At 64.1% G+C, this 18,376-nt stretch carries 16 protein-coding genes and 1 tRNA gene; 16 read left to right on the top strand and 1 reads right to left on the bottom strand.

The genetic code is table 11. The features are described from left to right. The first annotated feature begins 123 nt into the window (after nucleotides 1-123). The 14 genes from ACQE2J_RS14745 to rplL all read left to right on the top strand — a co-directional run bounded on the left by ACQE2J_RS14745 (nucleotide 124) and on the right by rplL (nucleotide 12,540). The gene (locus ACQE2J_RS14745) at nucleotides 124-573 is read left to right on the top strand and encodes an FAS1-like dehydratase domain-containing protein (RefSeq protein WP_425120267.1); all 450 of its coding nucleotides are present in this window, start codon (nucleotides 124-126) and stop codon (nucleotides 571-573) included. Continuing rightward, on the top strand, nucleotides 570-1,013 hold the full coding sequence (locus ACQE2J_RS14740) for a MaoC/PaaZ C-terminal domain-containing protein (RefSeq protein ID WP_135537151.1): 444 nt from the start codon (nucleotides 570-572) through the stop codon (nucleotides 1,011-1,013). Before ACQE2J_RS14745 ends, ACQE2J_RS14740 begins: the two co-directional genes overlap by 4 nt. Continuing rightward, a complete protein-coding gene (locus tag ACQE2J_RS14735) occupies nucleotides 1,010-2,107 on the top strand; it encodes a UDP-N-acetylmuramate dehydrogenase (protein ID WP_240689508.1) in 1,098 nt (365 codons plus the stop codon). The genes ACQE2J_RS14740 and ACQE2J_RS14735 overlap by 4 nt, the downstream gene beginning before the upstream one ends. Nucleotides 2,108-2,149: 42 nt before the next feature. Continuing rightward, a complete protein-coding gene (locus ACQE2J_RS14730) occupies nucleotides 2,150-3,808 on the top strand; it encodes a metallophosphoesterase (protein WP_240689507.1) in 1,659 nt (552 codons plus the stop codon). A 126-nt stretch (nucleotides 3,809-3,934) separates the two neighbouring features. Beyond that, a tRNA-Trp gene (locus ACQE2J_RS14725) sits at nucleotides 3,935-4,007 on the top strand. A 96-nt stretch (nucleotides 4,008-4,103) separates the two neighbouring features. After that, on the top strand, nucleotides 4,104-4,382 hold the full coding sequence (gene secE, locus ACQE2J_RS14720; protein WP_135537149.1) for a preprotein translocase subunit SecE: 279 nt from the start codon (nucleotides 4,104-4,106) through the stop codon (nucleotides 4,380-4,382). Between the two features lie 82 nt (nucleotides 4,383-4,464). Next, nucleotides 4,465-5,307, top strand: coding sequence for a transcription termination/antitermination protein NusG (gene nusG, locus ACQE2J_RS14715; RefSeq protein ID WP_135537148.1), 843 nt, complete (start codon nucleotides 4,465-4,467; stop codon nucleotides 5,305-5,307). A gap of 303 nt (nucleotides 5,308-5,610) precedes the next feature. Continuing rightward, nucleotides 5,611-6,048: a 50S ribosomal protein L11 gene (gene rplK, locus ACQE2J_RS14710; protein ID WP_135537147.1), complete on the top strand. Its 438-nt coding sequence runs from the start codon at nucleotides 5,611-5,613 to the stop codon at nucleotides 6,046-6,048. A 65-nt stretch (nucleotides 6,049-6,113) separates the two neighbouring features. Continuing rightward, a complete protein-coding gene (rplA, locus tag ACQE2J_RS14705) occupies nucleotides 6,114-6,809 on the top strand; it encodes a 50S ribosomal protein L1 (RefSeq protein WP_135537146.1) in 696 nt (231 codons plus the stop codon). 244 nt (nucleotides 6,810-7,053) lie between these two features. Continuing rightward, entirely contained in the window at nucleotides 7,054-8,346 is a 1,293-nt protein-coding gene (locus tag ACQE2J_RS14700; protein ID WP_135537145.1) for a helix-turn-helix domain-containing protein, read from the top strand. 192 nt (nucleotides 8,347-8,538) lie between these two features. Further along, nucleotides 8,539-10,062, top strand: coding sequence for an acetaldehyde dehydrogenase ExaC (gene exaC / locus ACQE2J_RS14695; protein ID WP_135537144.1), 1,524 nt, complete (start codon nucleotides 8,539-8,541; stop codon nucleotides 10,060-10,062). A 125-nt stretch (nucleotides 10,063-10,187) separates the two neighbouring features. Beyond that, on the top strand, nucleotides 10,188-11,207 hold the full coding sequence (gene adhP, locus ACQE2J_RS14690; RefSeq protein WP_135537476.1) for an alcohol dehydrogenase AdhP: 1,020 nt from the start codon (nucleotides 10,188-10,190) through the stop codon (nucleotides 11,205-11,207). A gap of 353 nt (nucleotides 11,208-11,560) precedes the next feature. Then, nucleotides 11,561-12,094, top strand: a complete 534-nt coding sequence (gene rplJ, locus ACQE2J_RS14685; RefSeq protein WP_135537143.1) for a 50S ribosomal protein L10 — start codon at nucleotides 11,561-11,563, stop codon at nucleotides 12,092-12,094. 59 nt (nucleotides 12,095-12,153) lie between these two features. Further along, nucleotides 12,154-12,540, top strand: a complete 387-nt coding sequence (rplL, locus tag ACQE2J_RS14680) for a 50S ribosomal protein L7/L12 (protein ID WP_135537142.1) — start codon at nucleotides 12,154-12,156, stop codon at nucleotides 12,538-12,540. Nucleotides 12,541-12,688: 148 nt separating this feature from the next. Here the strand turns inward: rplL and ACQE2J_RS14675 are convergent, their stop codons facing one another. Beyond that, the gene (locus tag ACQE2J_RS14675; protein ID WP_135537141.1) at nucleotides 12,689-13,483 is read right to left on the bottom strand and encodes an MBL fold metallo-hydrolase; all 795 of its coding nucleotides are present in this window, start codon (nucleotides 13,481-13,483) and stop codon (nucleotides 12,689-12,691) included. Nucleotides 13,484-13,622: 139 nt separating this feature from the next. Between ACQE2J_RS14675 and ACQE2J_RS14670 the strand changes: the two genes are divergently transcribed. Beyond that, nucleotides 13,623-14,687 (top strand): GNAT family N-acetyltransferase, encoded by a 1,065-nt coding sequence (locus ACQE2J_RS14670; RefSeq protein ID WP_135537140.1) that lies wholly within the window; start codon nucleotides 13,623-13,625, stop codon nucleotides 14,685-14,687. Nucleotides 14,688-14,884: 197 nt separating this feature from the next. Continuing rightward, on the top strand, nucleotides 14,885-18,364 hold the full coding sequence (rpoB, locus tag ACQE2J_RS14665) for a DNA-directed RNA polymerase subunit beta (protein ID WP_135537139.1): 3,480 nt from the start codon (nucleotides 14,885-14,887) through the stop codon (nucleotides 18,362-18,364). Nucleotides 18,365-18,376: the final 12 nt, after the last annotated feature.

Genomic DNA, 18,376 nt, shown 5'->3' with positions numbered 1-18,376 from the left:
GATGGTGCGGCAATTGTGTGAATCGGACGCGAACGAGCGGCCGAATGTTCGCCGATGAGCGTCGCGGCAGGCCTGTGCCTTAGGCTGGTGTCGATACTGACCACAGTGGAAGAGAGAGCGCATATGCCGGTGAATACCGAGAAGCAGGGGGCCTCGTTCTCCCTGCCGCAGCCCTATGAAGTCTCGCGGGAGGCGGTCGCGGAATTCGCGCTCGCCACCGGGGCCAAGGCCGAATACCATTTCGACACCGAGGCGGCCACCTCACTGGGCTACCGCGACGTCGTCGCTCCGACGACCTTCGCCGTGATCATCGCGCAGAAGTCCGAGGCGGCCTACATCTCCGATCCCGATTCGGGCATCGACTTTTCGAAGGTCGTCCACGGCTCCGAGCAATTCTCCTTCACCCGCCCCATCGTCGCCGGCGACGTGCTCTCCGCCGTCACCCATGTCGACGGTGTCCGTTCCGCGGGCGACAACGCCATGATCACCACCCGCACCGAGATCACCGACGCCGCCGAACAGCCCGTCGTCACCGTGACCTCGACCATTGTCGTGAGAGGAGACGGAGAATGAATCCCATCGACTTCTCCGCGCTGACCATCGGAGACACTGTCGTGGAGTCCGAGATCCCACTGTCTCGGGCCACGCTCATCGACTACGCCGCGGCCTCGGGCGACCACAACCCGATCCACTGGAACGAACGCTTCGCCCGCGAGGTCGGACTTGACGGAGTCATCGCCCACGGCATGCTCTCCATGGCCGTCGTCATCGCCCCTCTCGTCGAATGGCTCGGCGACCCCGGTGCGATCGTGGACTACCGGACGCGCTTCTCCGCTCCGGTGCCCGTCCCCGACGCCGAGACCGGGTCGCCGGCGACCCCGACGACCGCGCTGAAGATGACCGCCACCGTTGGAGCGGTCGACGCCGCCGTCGGCACCGCCCGCATCGACATCGCCGTGAAGTCCGGCGAAGCCGATGTCCTCAGCCGCACCCAGGTTCGGATCTCCCGGTGACCGAAGCCGTGAATGAGGATCTCTCGACATTCACCACCTTCCGCCTCGGCGGTCCGGCCGAGCATGTGACCATCGCGGAGATCCGCGAGGAGCTGCTCGACTTCTGTCACGCCCACCCGCTGGAGCTGACCGGCGACGACCGTTCCGACGTCCTCTTCATCGGGGGCGGGTCGAACCTGCTCATCTCCGATGACGGGTTCGACGGTGCCGTGTGCGTCGTGCGCACCACCGGGGTGACGACGACCGAGACCACGAGCACCGATACACAGGTCACTGCCGAGGCGGGGGAGGACTGGGATGCATTCGTCGCCCACACCCTCGACCTCGGTCTGTCCGGGCTCGAAGCGCTCTCCGGCATCCCCGGCTCGGTCGGGGCGACCCCGATCCAGAACGTCGGGGCCTACGGCACCGAGGTCGGTGAGCTCATCACCTCCGTCGAGGTCTTCGACCGTGTGGCCGGGCAGATCCGTCGTCTCAGCGCCGTCGAACTCGAATTCGGCTATCGCACCTCGGCGCTCAAACGCGCGCAGGCCGCGGTCGGAACCCCCCAGTTCGTCGTGCTGTCGGTGACCTTCGATCTCCAGCACAGCGAACTCTCCCTGCCCGTGCGCTACGCCCAACTCGCGTCCGCACTCGACGTCGAGATCGGCACCCGCGTTGCGGCGGCCCTCGTGCGCGACAGCGTCATCGCGCTGCGTCGGTCGAAAGGCATGGTCCTCGACGGGGACGATCACGATTCCTGGTCGGCCGGCTCCTTCTTCACCAACCCGATCGTCGACGACCCCGAGATCCTGCCGGCGGAAGCCCCGCGCTACCCGGTGACCGATCCGCTCAGCGGGGCGAAGATCGAAGGGAAGACGAAGACCTCGGCGGCCTGGCTGATCGAACACGCCGGGTTCGCCAAGGGCTTCAGCATCGGTGACGGACACGCCGCCTTGTCGAACAAGCACACCCTGGCGCTGACGAATCGAGGACACGCGAGGACGGCCGATGTGATCGATCTCGCCCGCACCGTCGTCGACGGAGTCGCGGACGCCTTCGGCATCACGCTCGAACCGGAGCCGACATTCATCGGCTGTTCGCTGGACCGCTGAGACCAGCCGTGGGCAGCCAGCACCTTCTTTAGACTGGTGGACGTGTCTTCACGTCGCAGAACCATCACTCTCATCATCACCCTGGCCGCGGTCGGTCTCCTGACCCTGCCGTGGGCGCTGTTCACCTCGCGGGCCGATCTCACCTTCGGTCCCCACGAAGCGCAGTACCAGGTCACCGCGGACTCCCGGCTGACCGTCGACTTCGGTCCTCTGGGGAAGCTGCTCGTCCCGGCCGAGGACTACATCCCGCTCGGCCTCGGGCTGCGGGTCTCCATCGGCGAGATCCCGGTCTCCGGTGATGCCAGTGATGAGCAGCGACCCGCCGCAGACCCCGACGCGGTCGACGATCCCGGTGGAGGAACGGTCGACGCCCTCGGCGGTGACGTGGCCTCCTACGCCTCGCTCTTCTCCGCCCCGCAGGCCCAGGTCGACCAGATCGTCCACGGACTCAGCCAAGCGATCCTCATCCGCTGGGCTCTGGCGGTCTGTGTGATCACCGGCGGGCTCGTCGGTCTCGCCGCCTTCCTCGGCCCGCGGCGCGTAGAGGCCATCTCGCGCGCCTTCGTCGGCAAGGAGCTCCTCGGCATCGGCCTGGTCGTCGTCCTCGTCCTCGCCGGTCTCGGCACCGTCGTGTTCAATCGGCCGAAGCCGATCTCGGCGGACCCGGCTTTCGACGGCACGCCCTTGGCCGGATCTCAGGTCACGGGCCGCCTCGGCGGGATCATCGACACCGCGGTCACCGCGGTGCAGGACTTCGCCGACGACAACGATGCGTTCTACGACAAGGTGCTCACGACCCTGCGCGCCGAATGGGATCAGCGGCCGATCTCGGGCAACTGGACGGACAGGGGCATGGTCCCGCCCGCCGGAATCGGAGGTCCGGGGGGAGAGGACGGGGACTCCGCCTCAGGGGCGGACGAGGATGCGGGCGTGACGACCTTCGTCTTCGCCTCCGACATCCACTGCAATATCGGTATGGCGCGCGTCGTCGGAGCCGTCGCCGGAATGAGCGGCGCCGATGCCTATATCGACGGCGGGGACGTCTCCATGACCGGCACGTCGGCTGAGAACTACTGCCTCGACGTGCTCGACGATGAGCTGCCTGAGAAGCTTCCGCGCATGATCGTCAAGGGCAACCACGACTCCGTGGAGACGACCAGGCATGCGAAGTCGACCGGGTGGAAGGTGCTCGAGGACTCGACGGCCGAGATGGGCGGGGTCACCTTCTTCGGAGCCGCGGATCCGCGTCGGACCGTCTTCGGCTCCGGACCGCAGCTCGAAACGGAGCTCACCGTCGACCAATACGCTCAGCGACTGCGTGATGAAGCGTGCGCGACCGACTTCGACATCATGCTCGTCCACGACCCGGCAGTCGGTGCCCCGGCGCTGCGTTCGGGGTGTGCCGACTACGCTCTGAGCGGACATTGGCACCGGCGAGTGGGCCCGGAGACCTCCGGTTCGGGGGTCCGCTACGTGAGCTCGACAACGGGCGGAGCGCTGGCGAATGCGCTCACCCCGGGCCCGCTGCGCATGGACGCGGAACTGAGCATCATCCGCGTGGACAACCGGACCAAACGACCCATTGACATGCAGCTGATCACGGTCAACCCCAAACAGGAAGTCCGCATCGATCCGTGGGTGCGCTTCCCCGAACCCCTGCCGCTCGCGGCTCAGCCACCGGCCGAGGAACCGGGTGAATGAGCGGGTGCCGGCACGCCTGAGGAACCATCCGGATGCTCGGTTCGACGAACGGCGGTCGGGCACGGTATGCTCGTTTCTCGTGGTCGGACACCACAGAGATCCGCACGGAACTCATCGTCCGGCCGAAGGGGTGTGGCGCAATTGGTAGCGCAACGGTCTCCAAAACCGTAGGTTGCAGGTTCGAGTCCTGTCACCCCTGCGCAGTTGACTCTGCCGAAGTCTCATCGGCCAGGCGCCGTCCTCGACCGGCATGAACAATTGTGAAGCCCCAACGAAACCGACCGAGTGAGGATGTGTGAGCGACACACCGGCAAAGAAGACTGGCAGCGCACCCAGCAGTGCCTCCGGTCCTAAGAAGCTCGGGTTCTTCGGACGAATCCTGCAGTTCTTCCGCGAGGTCGTGGCCGAACTCAAGAAGGTCGTCACCCCGACACGGAAACAGCTGGTCAACTACACGTTGGTCGTCCTGGGGTTCATTCTGTTCATGATGCTCCTCGTCACGGTCCTCGACCTGGTGTTCGGCAAGCTCGTCGGATTCGTCTTCGGCGGAACACCGCTGTGGCCTTTGTGGTGACTCGCTGTTCGCAGCGACGCACCTTATGCTGAACCTTCACTCCCATCCGGGAATCACAACACGCGAAGCGAGGAATTGATCGGTGTCGGATACCAACTCACCTGAGCAGGAGACCCCTGAGACCCAGGACGTCACTCCCGAAGAGTCGGGTGCCGCTGTGGTGCCCGAAACCGAAGCTTCGGACGTCGAGGCTGTCGCCGCCGATGACGCGGACGTCGAAACTGCTGACGACGAGCAGACCGCCGAGGCCGACCAGGCCGAATCCTCCGAAGACAGCGATGCTGCCGAAGCCGCTGCCGACGAAGTCGATCCTGCCGAGGAGTTCAAGGCCGAGCTGCGCATGCAGGAAGGTGACTGGTACGTCATCCACTCCTACGCCGGCTACGAGAACCGCGTGAAGCAGAACCTCGAGAACCGCACCATCAGCCTCAACCTCGAAGAGTACATCTTCGAATCGCAGGTGCCGATGGAAGACGTCGTCGAGATCAAGAACGGACAGCGCAAGCAGGTTCGCCGCGTGCGCATTCCCGGCTATGTGCTCGTCCGTATGGAGCTGACCGACGAGTCGTGGGGCGCCGTGCGCCATACCCCGGGTGTGACCGGATTCGTCGGCAACGCCTACGACCCGACCCCGCTGTCGATCGACGAGGTCTTCTCGATGCTCGCCCCGGTCTTCGAAGAGCGCCAGGCCGAAGCCGCCGCCGCTGAAGGTCCGGCCGCCGAAGCCGCTGCGAAGTCCGCCCCGATCACCGAGGTGGAGTTCGAGGTCGGCGAGTCCGTGCTCGTCAAGGAAGGCTCCTTCGAGGGCCACCCCGCCACGATCCAGGAGATCCGTCCCGAATCGCAGAAGCTCACCGTGCTGCTGTCGATCTTCGAACGCGACGTCCCCGTCGAGCTCGGCTTCGACCAGGTCGCGAAGCTGTGACATTGCACTTCTGAGCCGATCGTGCAGCCGCGCAGCGGCGGCGATCGCCGACGCAGGGGCCCGGATGATTCCGGGCCCCTGCGTCGTCTCCGGGGGCGCTGATGCAGCGGTCGTGTCCGCGGGGGAGGGGGCGGCCGCCTCGGCGATGGTGGCGTGCGGTGATCCGCCTCACGGGCATTTGCTCCCGGGACTGCCCGCATGGAATACTGGTGTGGTTTGATTGCGGCCCTTATCGGATGGTCGCCGTCGAACGATGTGCTGTATATGTCTGGCACATCGAAACTTCAAGATTAAGGACCGTACATGCCTCCCAAGAAAAAGGTAGCCGGCCTCGTCAAGCTCCAGATTCAGGCAGGTGCCGCTAACCCGGCTCCTCCGATCGGTCCGGCGCTTGCCCAGCACGGCGTCAACATCATGGAATTCTGCAAGGCCTACAACGCCGCCACAGAATCCCAGCGTGGAAACATCGTTCCCGTCGAGATCACCGTGTTCGAAGACCGTTCGTTCACCTTCGTTCTCAAGACCCCGCCGGCCGCTGAACTCATCAAGAAGGCCGCTGGAGTCAAGTCGGGTTCGGCCACTCCGCACACCGTCAAGGTTGCTCACCTGAGCGCCGACCAGGTGCGTGAGATCGCCACCACGAAGATGCCCGACCTGAACGCCAACACCCTGGAACAGGCCGACCGCATCGTTGCCGGAACCGCGCGTTCCATGGGCGTCACCACCGACATCGAGGTCTGAAGACCTCACCTCACACAGTGGCAGGGCCTGCGCAGCCCACACCACGACTGCAAGGAGCAAAGCAGATGGCAAAGCGTTCAAAGGCCTATCAGGCCGCGGCTGAGAAGATCGCCGCAGATGTGAACTACGAACCGGCTCAGGCAATCGCCCTGGCTAAAGAGACCACCGTGGCGAAGTACGACGCTACGGTCGAGGTCGCCCTCCGCCTCGGGGTTGACCCCCGCAAGGCGGATCAGATGGTGCGCGGCACCGTCAACCTTCCGCATGGTACCGGTAAGACCGCCCGGGTCCTGGTGTTCGCTGCCGGCGACCGTGCAGAAGCTGCCCGTGAAGCAGGTGCTGACTTCGTCGGCTCCGATGACCTGCTGGAGAAGGTGGCCGGAGGGTTCACCGACTTCGATGCCGCTGTTGCGACCCCTGACATGATGGGCAAGGTCGGTCGTCTCGGTAAGGTGCTGGGTCCCCGTGGCCTGATGCCGAACCCGAAGACCGGAACCGTGACCATGGATGTCGCGAAGGCCGTGACCGACATCAAGGGCGGAAAGATCGAATTCCGCGTCGACAAGCACTCGAACCTGCACTTCATCATCGGAAAGGTCTCCTTCTCCGAGGAAGCACTGCAGGCGAACTTCGATGCCGCGGTCGACGAGATCCTGCGACTGAAGCCGTCCTCCTCGAAGGGCCGCTACATCAGCAAGGCTACGATCACGACCTCGAACGGCCCCGCCGTTCCGGTCGATCACTCGGGCCTGCGCCTCTGATCGTCTGATCAGCGCGCTTGAGGGGCGGGAAGCGAGTTTTCGTTTCCCGCCCCTTCCCTTTCCCGCCCCCCTTGCTACCTGACGGCGGCCCAGCAACCTCGCGCGAGGTTGCTGGGCCGCCGTCAGGTAGCAAGGGGGGAGTCTCGGTGGGTGGGTGCGGTCTTGCCCGAATACAGGTTCGCGGTTAGATTATGAGCATTCGAGGCTCTCTTCCGATAACCGCCGATGGAGGTGGATCGTCCGCATGGATTCGACGCTTCTGCTCGAAGACGCGTATCAGCGCACCGTGCGTCGGGCCCATGAGCGCCTGGAGCCGCTGATACCCGGCCGACCGAGCGATGAGTCCCGGCTGCATGGTCATCTTCGCGGTGTGCGCACCTCAGTGCTCGAATCGTGGCATCGATCGCTCGACCGGCTGCGTGATCCCGCGGGTGCAAGGGTGCACGTGGCGTATGAAGCAGATCAGCTGACCGAGGTGAGACGTCGCCATCCTTTTCACGCGATCATGCCTCTGCTGCGATCGCATCTGCTCGAACCTGCGAAAGACTCGGGACTGCTGGCCGCGCTCGGTGATGAGCAGGGCCGTCTGCTGTGGATCGAAGGCGAGCGGAGCGTGCGCAATCGGGCTGAGACCATGGGCTTCGTCCCCGGAGCCGACTGGTCGGAGGAAGTCATGGGCACCTCGGCGCCGGGCCTGGCCCTGCAATCGGGAACTGCGGTGCAGATCAGCCGTGCCGAGCACTTCGCTCCCGACGTCCATTCCTGGAGCTGCAGCGCCGTCCCGGTGACGCATCCGCTGACCGGGCAGGTCATCGGCATCATCGACGTCACCGGCGGAGACGACGCCGTGTCCTCGATCGTGCTGCCGCTGCTCTCGTCGACGGCCAAGGCAGCCGCAGCCCGCCTGTCCGAGCTCTACACGCCGCAACAGGGACGAGACACCGGCACCGAGGCGGCTGGAACAGAGCTGACCGTCCTCGGTGCGGGGCCCGCCCTGCACTCACCCGGCCGGGCGGAAGTCGCCCTGACCCGGCGTCATGCCGAGATCCTGCTTCTGCTCCACCGATTCCCCGACGGGATCAGCGGATCAGGACTCGTCGAAAGACTGTGGCCGGTCGGCGGCAGCGAAGTCACCGTGCGGGCGGAGATCACCCGGCTGCGCAGGGCCATCGACGGAGTCGAGCATCTGAGCATCGAGGCGCGTCCCTACCGGTTGCGCGGGCAACTGGGCTCCGACCTCGAGCGCACTCTCCAGGCGCTGTCCCGGGGCGACATCGATACAGCGCTGGAGTTCTATCGGGGGAGTGTGCTGCCGGATTCGGACGCTCCGGGCGTACGCGAGATCGGCGCGGAGGTCGATGCGCTCATGCGCGAGACCCTTCTTCAGGACGGGACTTGGCAGCAGCTTTGGCGCTATTCCGAACTTCCGGACTTCCGCGGGGACAACGAGATCCTCATGGCTGTCCTGAGGCTGGCGCCTCCGGATGCTGCCGAGCGCAACTCGGCCGTAGTGCGGTTGGAATCCCTCGGGCACTGACGTCCTCAGGCGCTGACTTCAGGGAGAGTCGCGGGTCGATGAGCTTCTTGCCGCAGGGGTGCGGGAGGGGGCGGGAACCGATGACCCGACCGCTCACAGGCTGTGATGCAACCCCTATGCAACGTTGCCTTCAGTAGCGTCATTCTCACACGGAGAACATCCGGTGAAAGCAGACGCATCAAAGGAGTTGCAATGACTGTCTACGCACAGCCTGGTCAGGACGGATCGCTCGTCACATTCAAGTCCCGCTACGAGAACTTCATCGGGGGCCAGTGGGTGCCGCCGGTCAACGGGAACTACTTCGACAACCCCAGTCCCGTGACCGGCCAGGTATTCACCGAGATCCCGGCCAGCACCGCCGAGGACATCGAGCTTGCTCTCGACGCTGCGCACAAAGCCGCGCCGGCCTGGGGTAAGACCTCGGTCGCCGAGCGGGCGAACATCCTCAACAAGATCGCAGACCGCATCGAGGAGAACCTCGAGACGCTCGCCGTCGCTGAGACCTGGGACAACGGCAAGGCGATCCGCGAACCCCTCAACGCGGACCTGCCCCTGGCCGTCGATCACTTCCGCTATTTCGCCGGGGCCATTCGCGCTCAAGAAGGTGGGCTGTCGCAGATCGACGAGGACACCGTGGCCTACCACTTCCACGAACCGCTCGGCGTCGTCGGACAGATCATTCCCTGGAACTTCCCGATCCTCATGGGAGTGTGGAAGCTGGCACCTGCCCTGGCGGCAGGCAACGCCGTCGTCCTCAAACCCGCGGAGCAGACGCCGGCCTCGATTCTCGTGCTCGTCGAACTCATCGCAGACCTGCTGCCCGAGGGTGTGCTCAACGTCGTCAACGGCTTCGGCCTCGAGGCCGGAAAGCCCTTGGCCTCGAACAAGCGGATCTCGAAGATCGCGTTCACCGGTGAGACGACGACGGGCCGTCTGATCATGCAGTACGCCTCGCAGAACATCATTCCGGTGACTCTGGAGCTCGGCGGCAAGTCGCCGAACATCTTCTTCGAAGACGTGTTGGCCAAGAACGATGCGTTCGCGGACAAGGCCCAGGAGGGCTTCACCATGTTCGCGCTCAATCAGGGCGAGGTGTGCACCTGCCCGTCGCGTGCACTGATCCAGGATTCGATCGCCGACCCGTTCCTCGAGGCGGCCGTCGCCAGGACGCAGAAGATCGTTCAGGGCAACCCGCTCGACACGGAGACGATGATGGGTGCGCAGGCCTCAAACGATCAGTTCGAGAAGATCATGTCGTACCTGGACATCGGGCGGCAGGAAGGCGCCGAAGTACTCACCGGCGGCGGCAAGGCCGAGCTCGACGGAGATCTGGCCGGCGGCTTCTATGTCCAGCCGACGATCTTCAAGGGCACGAACAGGATGCGCATCTTCCAAGAGGAGATCTTCGGTCCCGTCGTCTCGGTGGCGACTTTCTCCGACTACGACGATGCTCTGACCACCGCCAATGACACTCTGTACGGCCTCGGTGCCGGAGTCTGGTCTCGGGACGGCAACACCGCCTACCGGGCCGGTCGCGACATTCAGGCCGGACGTGTGTGGGTGAATAACTATCACGCCTACCCGGCCCACGCGGCCTTCGGCGGGTACAAGGCTTCGGGCATCGGGCGTGAGAACCACAAGATGATGCTCGACCACTACCAGCAGACGAAGAACCTGCTCGTCAGCTACTCGGAGAACGCGCAAGGCTTCTTCTGATCCAATTGCTACCCGACGGCGGTCCAGATACCTCGCGCTAGGTTGCTGCGCCGCCGTCGGATGCTTCCACCACAGATCCAAACCCCGTTGTCACATGTATTCACGTCATCACAAAGGAGCGAATGATGTCCGAAATGAAAGCTGCAATGGTCAAAAGCCTGGGACAGGAACTTGTCGTAGGTGACAGCCCGATTCCCGCGCCCGGTCCCGGTCAGGCACTGGTCAAACTCATCGCCTCCGGCGTCTGCCACACCGATCTCCATGCCGCTCATGGAGATTGGCCGGTCAAACCGAAGGTCCCGCTCATCCCCGGCCACGAAGGAGTCGGCATCGTCGAGCAGGTCGGTGAAGGCGTCACCGAGGTCGAAGTCGGCCAGATGATCGGCAACGCCTGGCTGTGGAGCGCCTGCGGAACCTGCGAGCATTGCCGTCAGGGGTGGGAGACGCTCTGCGAGCAGCAGGTCAACGGCGGCTACGGAGTCGACGGATCCTTCGGCGAGTACATGCTCGTCGATACGAAGTTCGCCGCGGTCATTCCGGACGGTGCCGACCCCTACGAGATCGCGCCGGTTCTGTGTGCGGGAGTCACCGTGTACAAGGGACTCAAACGCACCGAAGTCAATCCCGGCCAGTGGGTCGTCATCTCCGGCATCGGTGGACTCGGCCACATCGCTGTCCAGTACGCGGTGGCCATGGGCATGCGTGTCGTCGCGGTCGACGTCGCCGAGGACAAGTTGGCTCTGGCGAAGAAGCACGGAGCGGAGATCACCGTCAATGCCTTCGCCGAAGACCCTGCCGAGATCATTCAGGAGAAGATCGGAGGATCCCATGGAGTCCTCGTCACCGCGGTCCACCCTGCGGCGTTCGGTCAGGCGATCGGTATGACCCGCCGAGGCGGCACCATCGTCTTCAACGGTCTGCCGCCAGGTGATTTCCCGGCCCCGATCTTCGACATCGTGCTCAAGGGCCTGACGATCCGCGGTTCGATCGTCGGCACTCGTCAGGACATGGTCGAAGCGCTCGAGTTCTACGCTGCCGGCAAGATCCACCCGACCTTCTCGAAGAGGCCGCTGGATGACATCAATGCGATCTTCGACGAGATGATCCACGGGAAGATCGACGGCCGCGTCGTCATCGAGTACTGACGGGCCAGGTTACCCAGAGAACTCCCTGACGGCGGCGCAGCAACCTCGCGCGAGGTTGCTGCGCCGCCGTCAGGTGGTGTGAGGGGGATCTCTGGGGGCGATTGGACTTGTTGCGAAAGACTTCGTTACACTGAAAACACCCAAGACCGTCGGTCTCTGTGGAACCACCAGGATTCACCATCGAATCTCGGTGTCTGCAGGCGAAGACTCCCAGAGAGTGACCCACGCAGGTGAGCTCGAGATTCTTCCGTTCGATTCCTTCCGGAATCCTACGGCCAAGCGTTTCACGCCTTCCTGCGTGAAGCGCTTTTTCTGTTGTCGGGACAGACCGGACGACTTATGAAAGGAACACCATGGCGAGGCCAGACAAGGCAGCCGCAGTCGAGGAGATCAAACAGCAGTTTGAGAACTCCGACGCTGTGTTGCTGACCGAGTACCGCGGTCTCACCGTCGCGCAGCTGAAAGAACTGCGCGTTTCTCTCGGTGAGAACGTCAGCTACGCCGTGGTAAAGAACACGCTGACCAAGATTGCAGCCAAGGAAGCCGGGATCACCGGTCTCGATGAGCACCTCAATGGGCCCACCGCGATCGCGTTCGTCAACGGCGAACCCCCTGAGGCTGCCAAGGCTCTGCGTAACTTTGCCAAGGCGAACGACAAGCTCGTGGTGAAGGGCGGCTACTACGATGGAGCCGCACTCAGCCCCGAACAGGTCAACCAGCTCGCCGACCTCGAATCCCGCGAAGTGCTGCTTGCAAAGGCAGCTGGTGCTATGAAGGCAAGCCTCCACCAGGCGGCTTACCTCTTCACCGCTCCGCTGGTCAAGGCCGTGCGCACTGTCGATGCACTCCGCGAGAAGCAGGACGACGCTCCTGCTTCCGACGCCTGAGCATCACCCCCAACCAACCCGGTCACACACCGTGACCATCACAGGAAGGACTAGCCACCATGGCTAAGCTCACCACCGACGAGCTCCTCGAAGCTTTCAAGGAGCTCACGCTCATCGAACTGTCCGAGTTCGTCAAGAAGTTCGAAGAAGAGTTCGACGTTGAGGCTGCCGCTCCGGCCGCCGCTGTCGCCGTCGCCCCTGCCGCCGGAGGCGGAGAGGAGGCTGCTGAAGAGCAGACCGAATTCGACGTCGTCCTCGAAGCAGCCGGCGAGAAGAAGGTTCCCGTCATCAAGGAAGTCCGTGGGCTCACCTCCCTCGGACTCAAGGAAGCCAAGGACCTCGTCGACGGAGCTCCCAAGGCCGTCCTCGAAGGCGCTTCGAAGGAAGACGCAGAGAAGGCCAAGGAGGTCCTCGAGGCCGCCGGTGCCACCGTCACCCTCAAGTGACTCTGTGCTGATTGCGGCCAGTGCCGCATTCTGAAGAACCCCACAGCATCAGCTGTGGGGTTCTTTGCGTCTTCACCCGTTCGGTCCCAGCCAGCCCCGGGCTGAGCGTGCGGCGTTCGAGGCTGCGGAAGAGGTGGGGCACGAGACCTCAGGAGAGGCTGAACTCCAACGGAACTCGGCGGTCATGATCCCCGGGCATCGTGCGGGCGGGCAGGGCCACCTCGGTGTCGTCCTGGTGAAGACGCATTCCATCGATGTCGCCGAGCTGACGCTGTACGAACCCGCGATCGACGGGCACGCCATGTCCGGGAATGAAGGTCGTCGCCTCCGGGAAGTCGAGGATCCGACGAAGGCTGTTCGCCCACTGACTGAGAGAGGAATCGGCGGCTGCCTGGGGAGGATCGCCCTCTTCGACGAGGTCGCCGACGAAGACGACACCCGACTCGGGCAGGCGGACGATGAGATCGGCTGTCGAATGGCCTCCGAGGACATGGAATTCCGCCCAACAGTCACCGAGATCGACGCCGCTGACATGCTGAGTGGACGAGTCGACCGCGGTGACGTCGACGAAGAGCTCGCTGGGATCGAGAGGCAGCTGTGAGGCGAAATCGGCGGTGGCGGGGTCGTGGCGCAGCGCATCGAGGGCAAGCCATGTGCTGGCCGCCTGATCCGTGGCGAAGGAGGACGAGGCGAAGGCTCGGTCGCCTCCCGCTTCGAGCAGCGCGGCGGCCCCGAAACAGTGGTCCCAATGATCGTGTGTGATGACCAGATCGGTTCGTGCCGGACCGCTGGTCTGCGCTTGCAGCTCTGCCGCCCGGGCGGCGAGGTGCCGGCCGGTGTCCGGACAGGGGCCGGCATCGACGATGAGGCTGCCGCTGCTGCCGGTGATGATCGCGCTGTTGACGGTCGCGGGATCGGTGCGAAGCACGCTGATAGTCGTCATACTATGAGTCTAGAGGGGACGAGCCTTGCTGCTGCGGGTGAGCTGAGGCACGTCGAGCACGACATCCGTCCTCCTCGGTGGCTAAGATCGCAGTCGGCGGCGACAACGCAGTCATCAGCTTCTGGGAACGAGGAGATCGATGGAGATCACGCATATTCGCTCCGGCACGCTGACCGACTCCGACGTCGACGGGCTCCTTGATGAGATCGTCGACTTCGATCGGAGGATCAATCGTGCCCTCGGGTTCGGTGAGGACTTCGACCCATTGCCCGGTTCGGTGCGCGGGAAACTCGTGCGCGCTGGCGAATTCACCTCTCATGAGATCTGGCTGGGCCGCGTCGACGGCAGACTCGTGGCGAAAGCGGGAGCCTATCTGAGCCTGTTCGACAACACCGACGTCGCCGATGTCTACATCGGCGTCCTGCCCGAACTGCGGCGGTCGGGCTTGGGCACCGAGCTGCTGACGGTCATGGAGCGGCAGCTGGCTGAAACCGGGAGGACACGACTGACTGCCTGGGCCGAAATCCCGGCAGCAGACTTCGACGCCGATCCGCGCAGACCTCGGATCGCCGCGGACGCCGGTACCGGCAGCCTTCCGGCCGAACGGGCCGAGGTCGTTTTCGCCCAAGGTCATGACTACCGCCTCCAGCAGGTCGAGCGATGCTCTGCTGCGGTCGTTCAGTGCAGTTCCGGCGGGGGAGTGGACTCGTTCAGGACCGAAGACGGATATGTCATCCGCACCTGGGCGGGACCGGTACCGGAGGAGCACATCGAGGCGATCGCGCTGCTTCACCAGAGGATGTCCACGGATGCTCCCGGAGCTGCCGACCTCCATGACGAGGAGACCTGGGATACCGCTCGAGTCCGGGCTCTCGAAGCGGACCGTGAATACACAGGAGGGCGCACGCACACGGCGTTGGCGCTCTTCGATGGCGAAGGGGTCGGCTTCACCGAGGTCGTGAGTTACACACAGCGTCCGCACGTGGCTTATCAGGGCGCCACTCTCGTGCTCAGCGAGCACCGTGGCCACGGGTTGGGAGCGCGACTGAAGATCGCCAATCATGAGGCGCTGTGTCAGTCCTCGCCGGTCGAGCGCGTCTACACGTGGAATGCGGCGGAGAACTCGTGGATGCTGGCCATCAACGATCAGGCCGGGTTCGAAACCGTGGGGTGGGTCGGTCTGTGGAAGAAGATTCTTGCATGACTTGACCAGATGCTATAAGGTTGATATTTGCATCGTTCTGCCTGTGGTGTGCCTTCATATAGCGGTGGGCACGTCATTTCCACTCAAGTGAACCACGTCGGTGCCGGGAGTCGAAATCTGACACACCCGGAAATTGCCGAAGGGAAGTCGAGTGGGCAGACGAGGTATCAGATGGTGAAGCACTCGGAAGGAACCAATTGGCCGCCGCCAACGACAACACCAGGACCGCTAATCCCCCCCAGAGAATTTCCTTCGCGAAGATTCGCGAACCTCTCGAGGTTCCCGATCTGCTCGGTCTGCAGACGGACAGCTTCGACTGGCTGATCGGATCGGAGGCGTGGCAGGACCGCGTCGCCGAAGCCATCGAGATCGGAGACGACTCCGTCGCAACCACCTCGGGACTCGAGGACATCTTCGAAGAGATCTCGCCGATCGAAGACTTCGGCGGATCCATGTCGCTGTCGTTCCGCGAGCACCGGTTCGAGGCTCCCAAGTACTCGATCGATGAGTGCAAGGAACGCGACATGACCTACTCGGCGCCGCTGTACGTCACCGCCGAGTTCATGAACAACAACACGGGCGAGATCAAGAGCCAGACCGTGTTCATGGGCGACTTCCCCCTCATGACCGACAAGGGCACGTTCATCGTCAACGGCACCGAACGCGTCGTCGTCTCCCAGCTCGTCCGGTCGCCCGGCGCCTACTTCGAATCCAGCGTCGACAAGACCACGGACAAGGACATCTTCACCGCGAAGATCATCCCCTCCCGTGGCGCATGGCTGGAGTTCGAGGTCGACAAGCGCGACCAGGTCGGTGTGCGTCTCGACCGCAAGCGCAAGCAGTCCGTGACCGTTCTGCTCAAGGCTCTCGGCTGGACCGAGGCGAAGATCCTCGAAGAGTTCGGCGAGTTCGAGTCCATCCGCGAGACGATGGCCAAGGACACCGTCAACACGCAGGACGAAGCGCTGCTCGACATCTACAAGAAGCTGCGCCCGGCCGAGCCCGCGACGGCTGAGGCCGCCCGCAACCTGCTCAACAACCTCTACTTCAACCCGAAGCGCTACGACCTGGCCAAGGTCGGCCGTTATAAGGTCAACCGCAAGCTCGGCGTCGAGGCTCCGCTGTCGGACTCGGTCCTCTCGACCGACGACATCGTGGCCACCATCCGCTACCTCGTGTCGCTGCACGCCGGAGTGGAGACCTCCAAGGGCACCCGCGACGGCGAAGAGGTCGAGCTGAGCGTCAAGCTCGATGACATCGACCACTTCGGCAACCGCCGCATCCGCGCCGTCGGGGAGCTCATCGAGAACCAGATCCGCACCGGTCTGTCGCGTATGGAGCGTGTCGTGCGTGAGCGCATGACCACCCAGGACGTCGAGGCGATCACCCCGCAGACCCTGATCAACATCCGCCCCGTGGTGGCTGCGATCAAGGAGTTCTTCGGCACCTCGCAGCTGAGCCAGTTCATGGATCAGAACAACCCGCTGGCGGGTCTGACCCATAAGCGTCGTCTCTCCGCGCTGGGACCTGGTGGCCTCTCTCGTGACCGCGCCGCGATGGAAGTCCGTGACGTGCACCCCTCGCACTACGGCCGCATGTGCCCGATCGAGACCCCGGAAGGCCCGAACATCGGCCTGATCGGTTCTCTGGCCTCCTATGCCCGCATCAACCCGTTCGGCTTCATCGAGACCCCGTACCGCAAGGTCGTCGACGGTGTCGTGACCGATGAGACGCAGTACCTGACCGCCGATGACGAACTCGACTTCAACATCGCTCAGGCCAACGCGCCGCTGACCGAAGACCAGCGCTTCGCCGAGGTCGAGGTCCTGGCCCGTCCGAAGGGCGGCGGCGGTGAGGCCGAGCTGGTCCAGGACGACCAGATCGACTTCATGGACGTCTCCGCACGCCAGATGGTGTCCGTGGCGTCGGCCCTGATCCCGTTCCTCGAGCACGACGATGCCAACCGTGCCCTCATGGGTGCGAACATGCAGCGTCAGGCCGTGCCGCTGGTGATGGCCGAATCGCCCGTCGTGGGCACCGGCATGGAATACCGTGCCGCCGTCGACGCCGGTGACGTCATCACCGCCGAGAAGCCCGGTGTCATCACCGAGGTCTCGGCCGACTTCGTCACGGTCCTCGCCGACGACGGAACCCAGCTGACCTACAAAGCGTCGAAGTTCAAGCGTTCGAACCACGGCACCTCGTACAACCAGCGCATCCTCGTCGACGAAGGCGATCGTGTCGAAGCCGGCACCGTCCTCGCCGACGGCCCGTCCACCGAGAACGGTGAGATGGCTCTGGGCAAGAACCTCCTCGTCGCGTTCATGTCCTGGGAAGGCTACAACTACGAGGATGCGATCATCCTCTCCCAGCGCCTCGTCCAGGACGATGTGCTGTCCTCGATCCACATCGAGGAGCACGAGGTCGACGCCCGCGACACCAAGCTCGGCGCCGAAGAGATCACCCGGGACATCCCGAACATCTCGCCCGATGCGCTGGCCGACCTCGACGATCGCGGCATCATCCGCATCGGCGCCGAGGTCACCGACGGTGACATCCTCGTCGGCAAGGTCACCCCGAAGGGTGAGACCGAGCTGACTCCCGAAGAGCGCCTGCTGCGCGCGATCTTCGGTGAGAAGTCCCGTGAGGTCCGCGACACCTCGCTGCGCGTTCCGCACGGTGAGATCGGCACCGTCATCGGAGTCCGCGTCTTCGACCGTGAGGATGACGACGAGCTCTCGCCCGGTGTCAACCAGATGGTCCGCGTCTACGTGGCTCAGCGCCGCAAGATCACCATCGGTGACAAGATGGCCGGCCGTCACGGCAACAAGGGCGTCATCTCGACGATCCTGCCGGTCGAGGACATGCCGTTCCTCGCCGACGGCACTCCCGTCGACGTCATCCTCAACCCGCACGGTGTTCCCCGTCGTATGAACATCGGGCAGGTCTTCGAAGTCCACCTCGGATGGATCTCGAAGCAGGGTTGGAAGATCGAAGGCAACCCCGAGTGGGCAGCCGAACTGCCGGAAGCGGCCCGCGAGGCTGAGGCCGGCACGAACCTGGCCACCCCCGTCTTCGACGGTGCACACGAGCAGGAGCTGCGCGGACTGCTGGATTCGACCACCCCGAACCGCGATGGGGACCGCCTCATCGATTCCTCGGGCAAGGCACAGCTGTTCGACGGACGCTCCGGCGAGCCGTTCCCGTACCCGATCTCGGTCGGCTACATGTACATGCTCAAGCTCCACCACCTCGTCGACGACAAGATCCACGCGCGTTCGACCGGACCGTACTCGATGATCACCCAGCAGCCGCTCGGTGGTAAGGCGCAGTTCGGTGGTCAGCGCTTCGGTGAGATGGAAGTCTGGGCCCTCGAGGCCTATGGCGCCGCCTACACGCTGCAGGAGCTTCTGACGATCAAGTCCGATGACATCCCGGGCCGTGTGAAGGTCTACGAAGCCATCGTCAAGGGTGAGAACCTGCCCGACCCGGGAATTCCCGAGTCGTTCAAGGTCCTCATCAAGGAGATGCAGTCCCTGTGCCTCAACGTCGAAGTTCTCTCTTCCGACGGCGGACATGTCGAGATGGGCGAATCGGAGGACGAGGTCTACCGTGCCGCCGAGGAACTCGGCATCGACCTCTCGCGCCGCGAAGCACAGACCGTAGAAGAAGTCTGAGGACTTTCACTT

Source organism: Brevibacterium sp. LE-L (genome assembly GCF_050214925.1).
In the GTDB taxonomy this organism is placed as follows: domain Bacteria; phylum Actinomycetota; class Actinomycetes; order Actinomycetales; family Brevibacteriaceae; genus Brevibacterium.
Note: the sequence above shows the minus strand (reverse complement) of the source record. Positions and strands in the feature narration are given on the sequence as shown.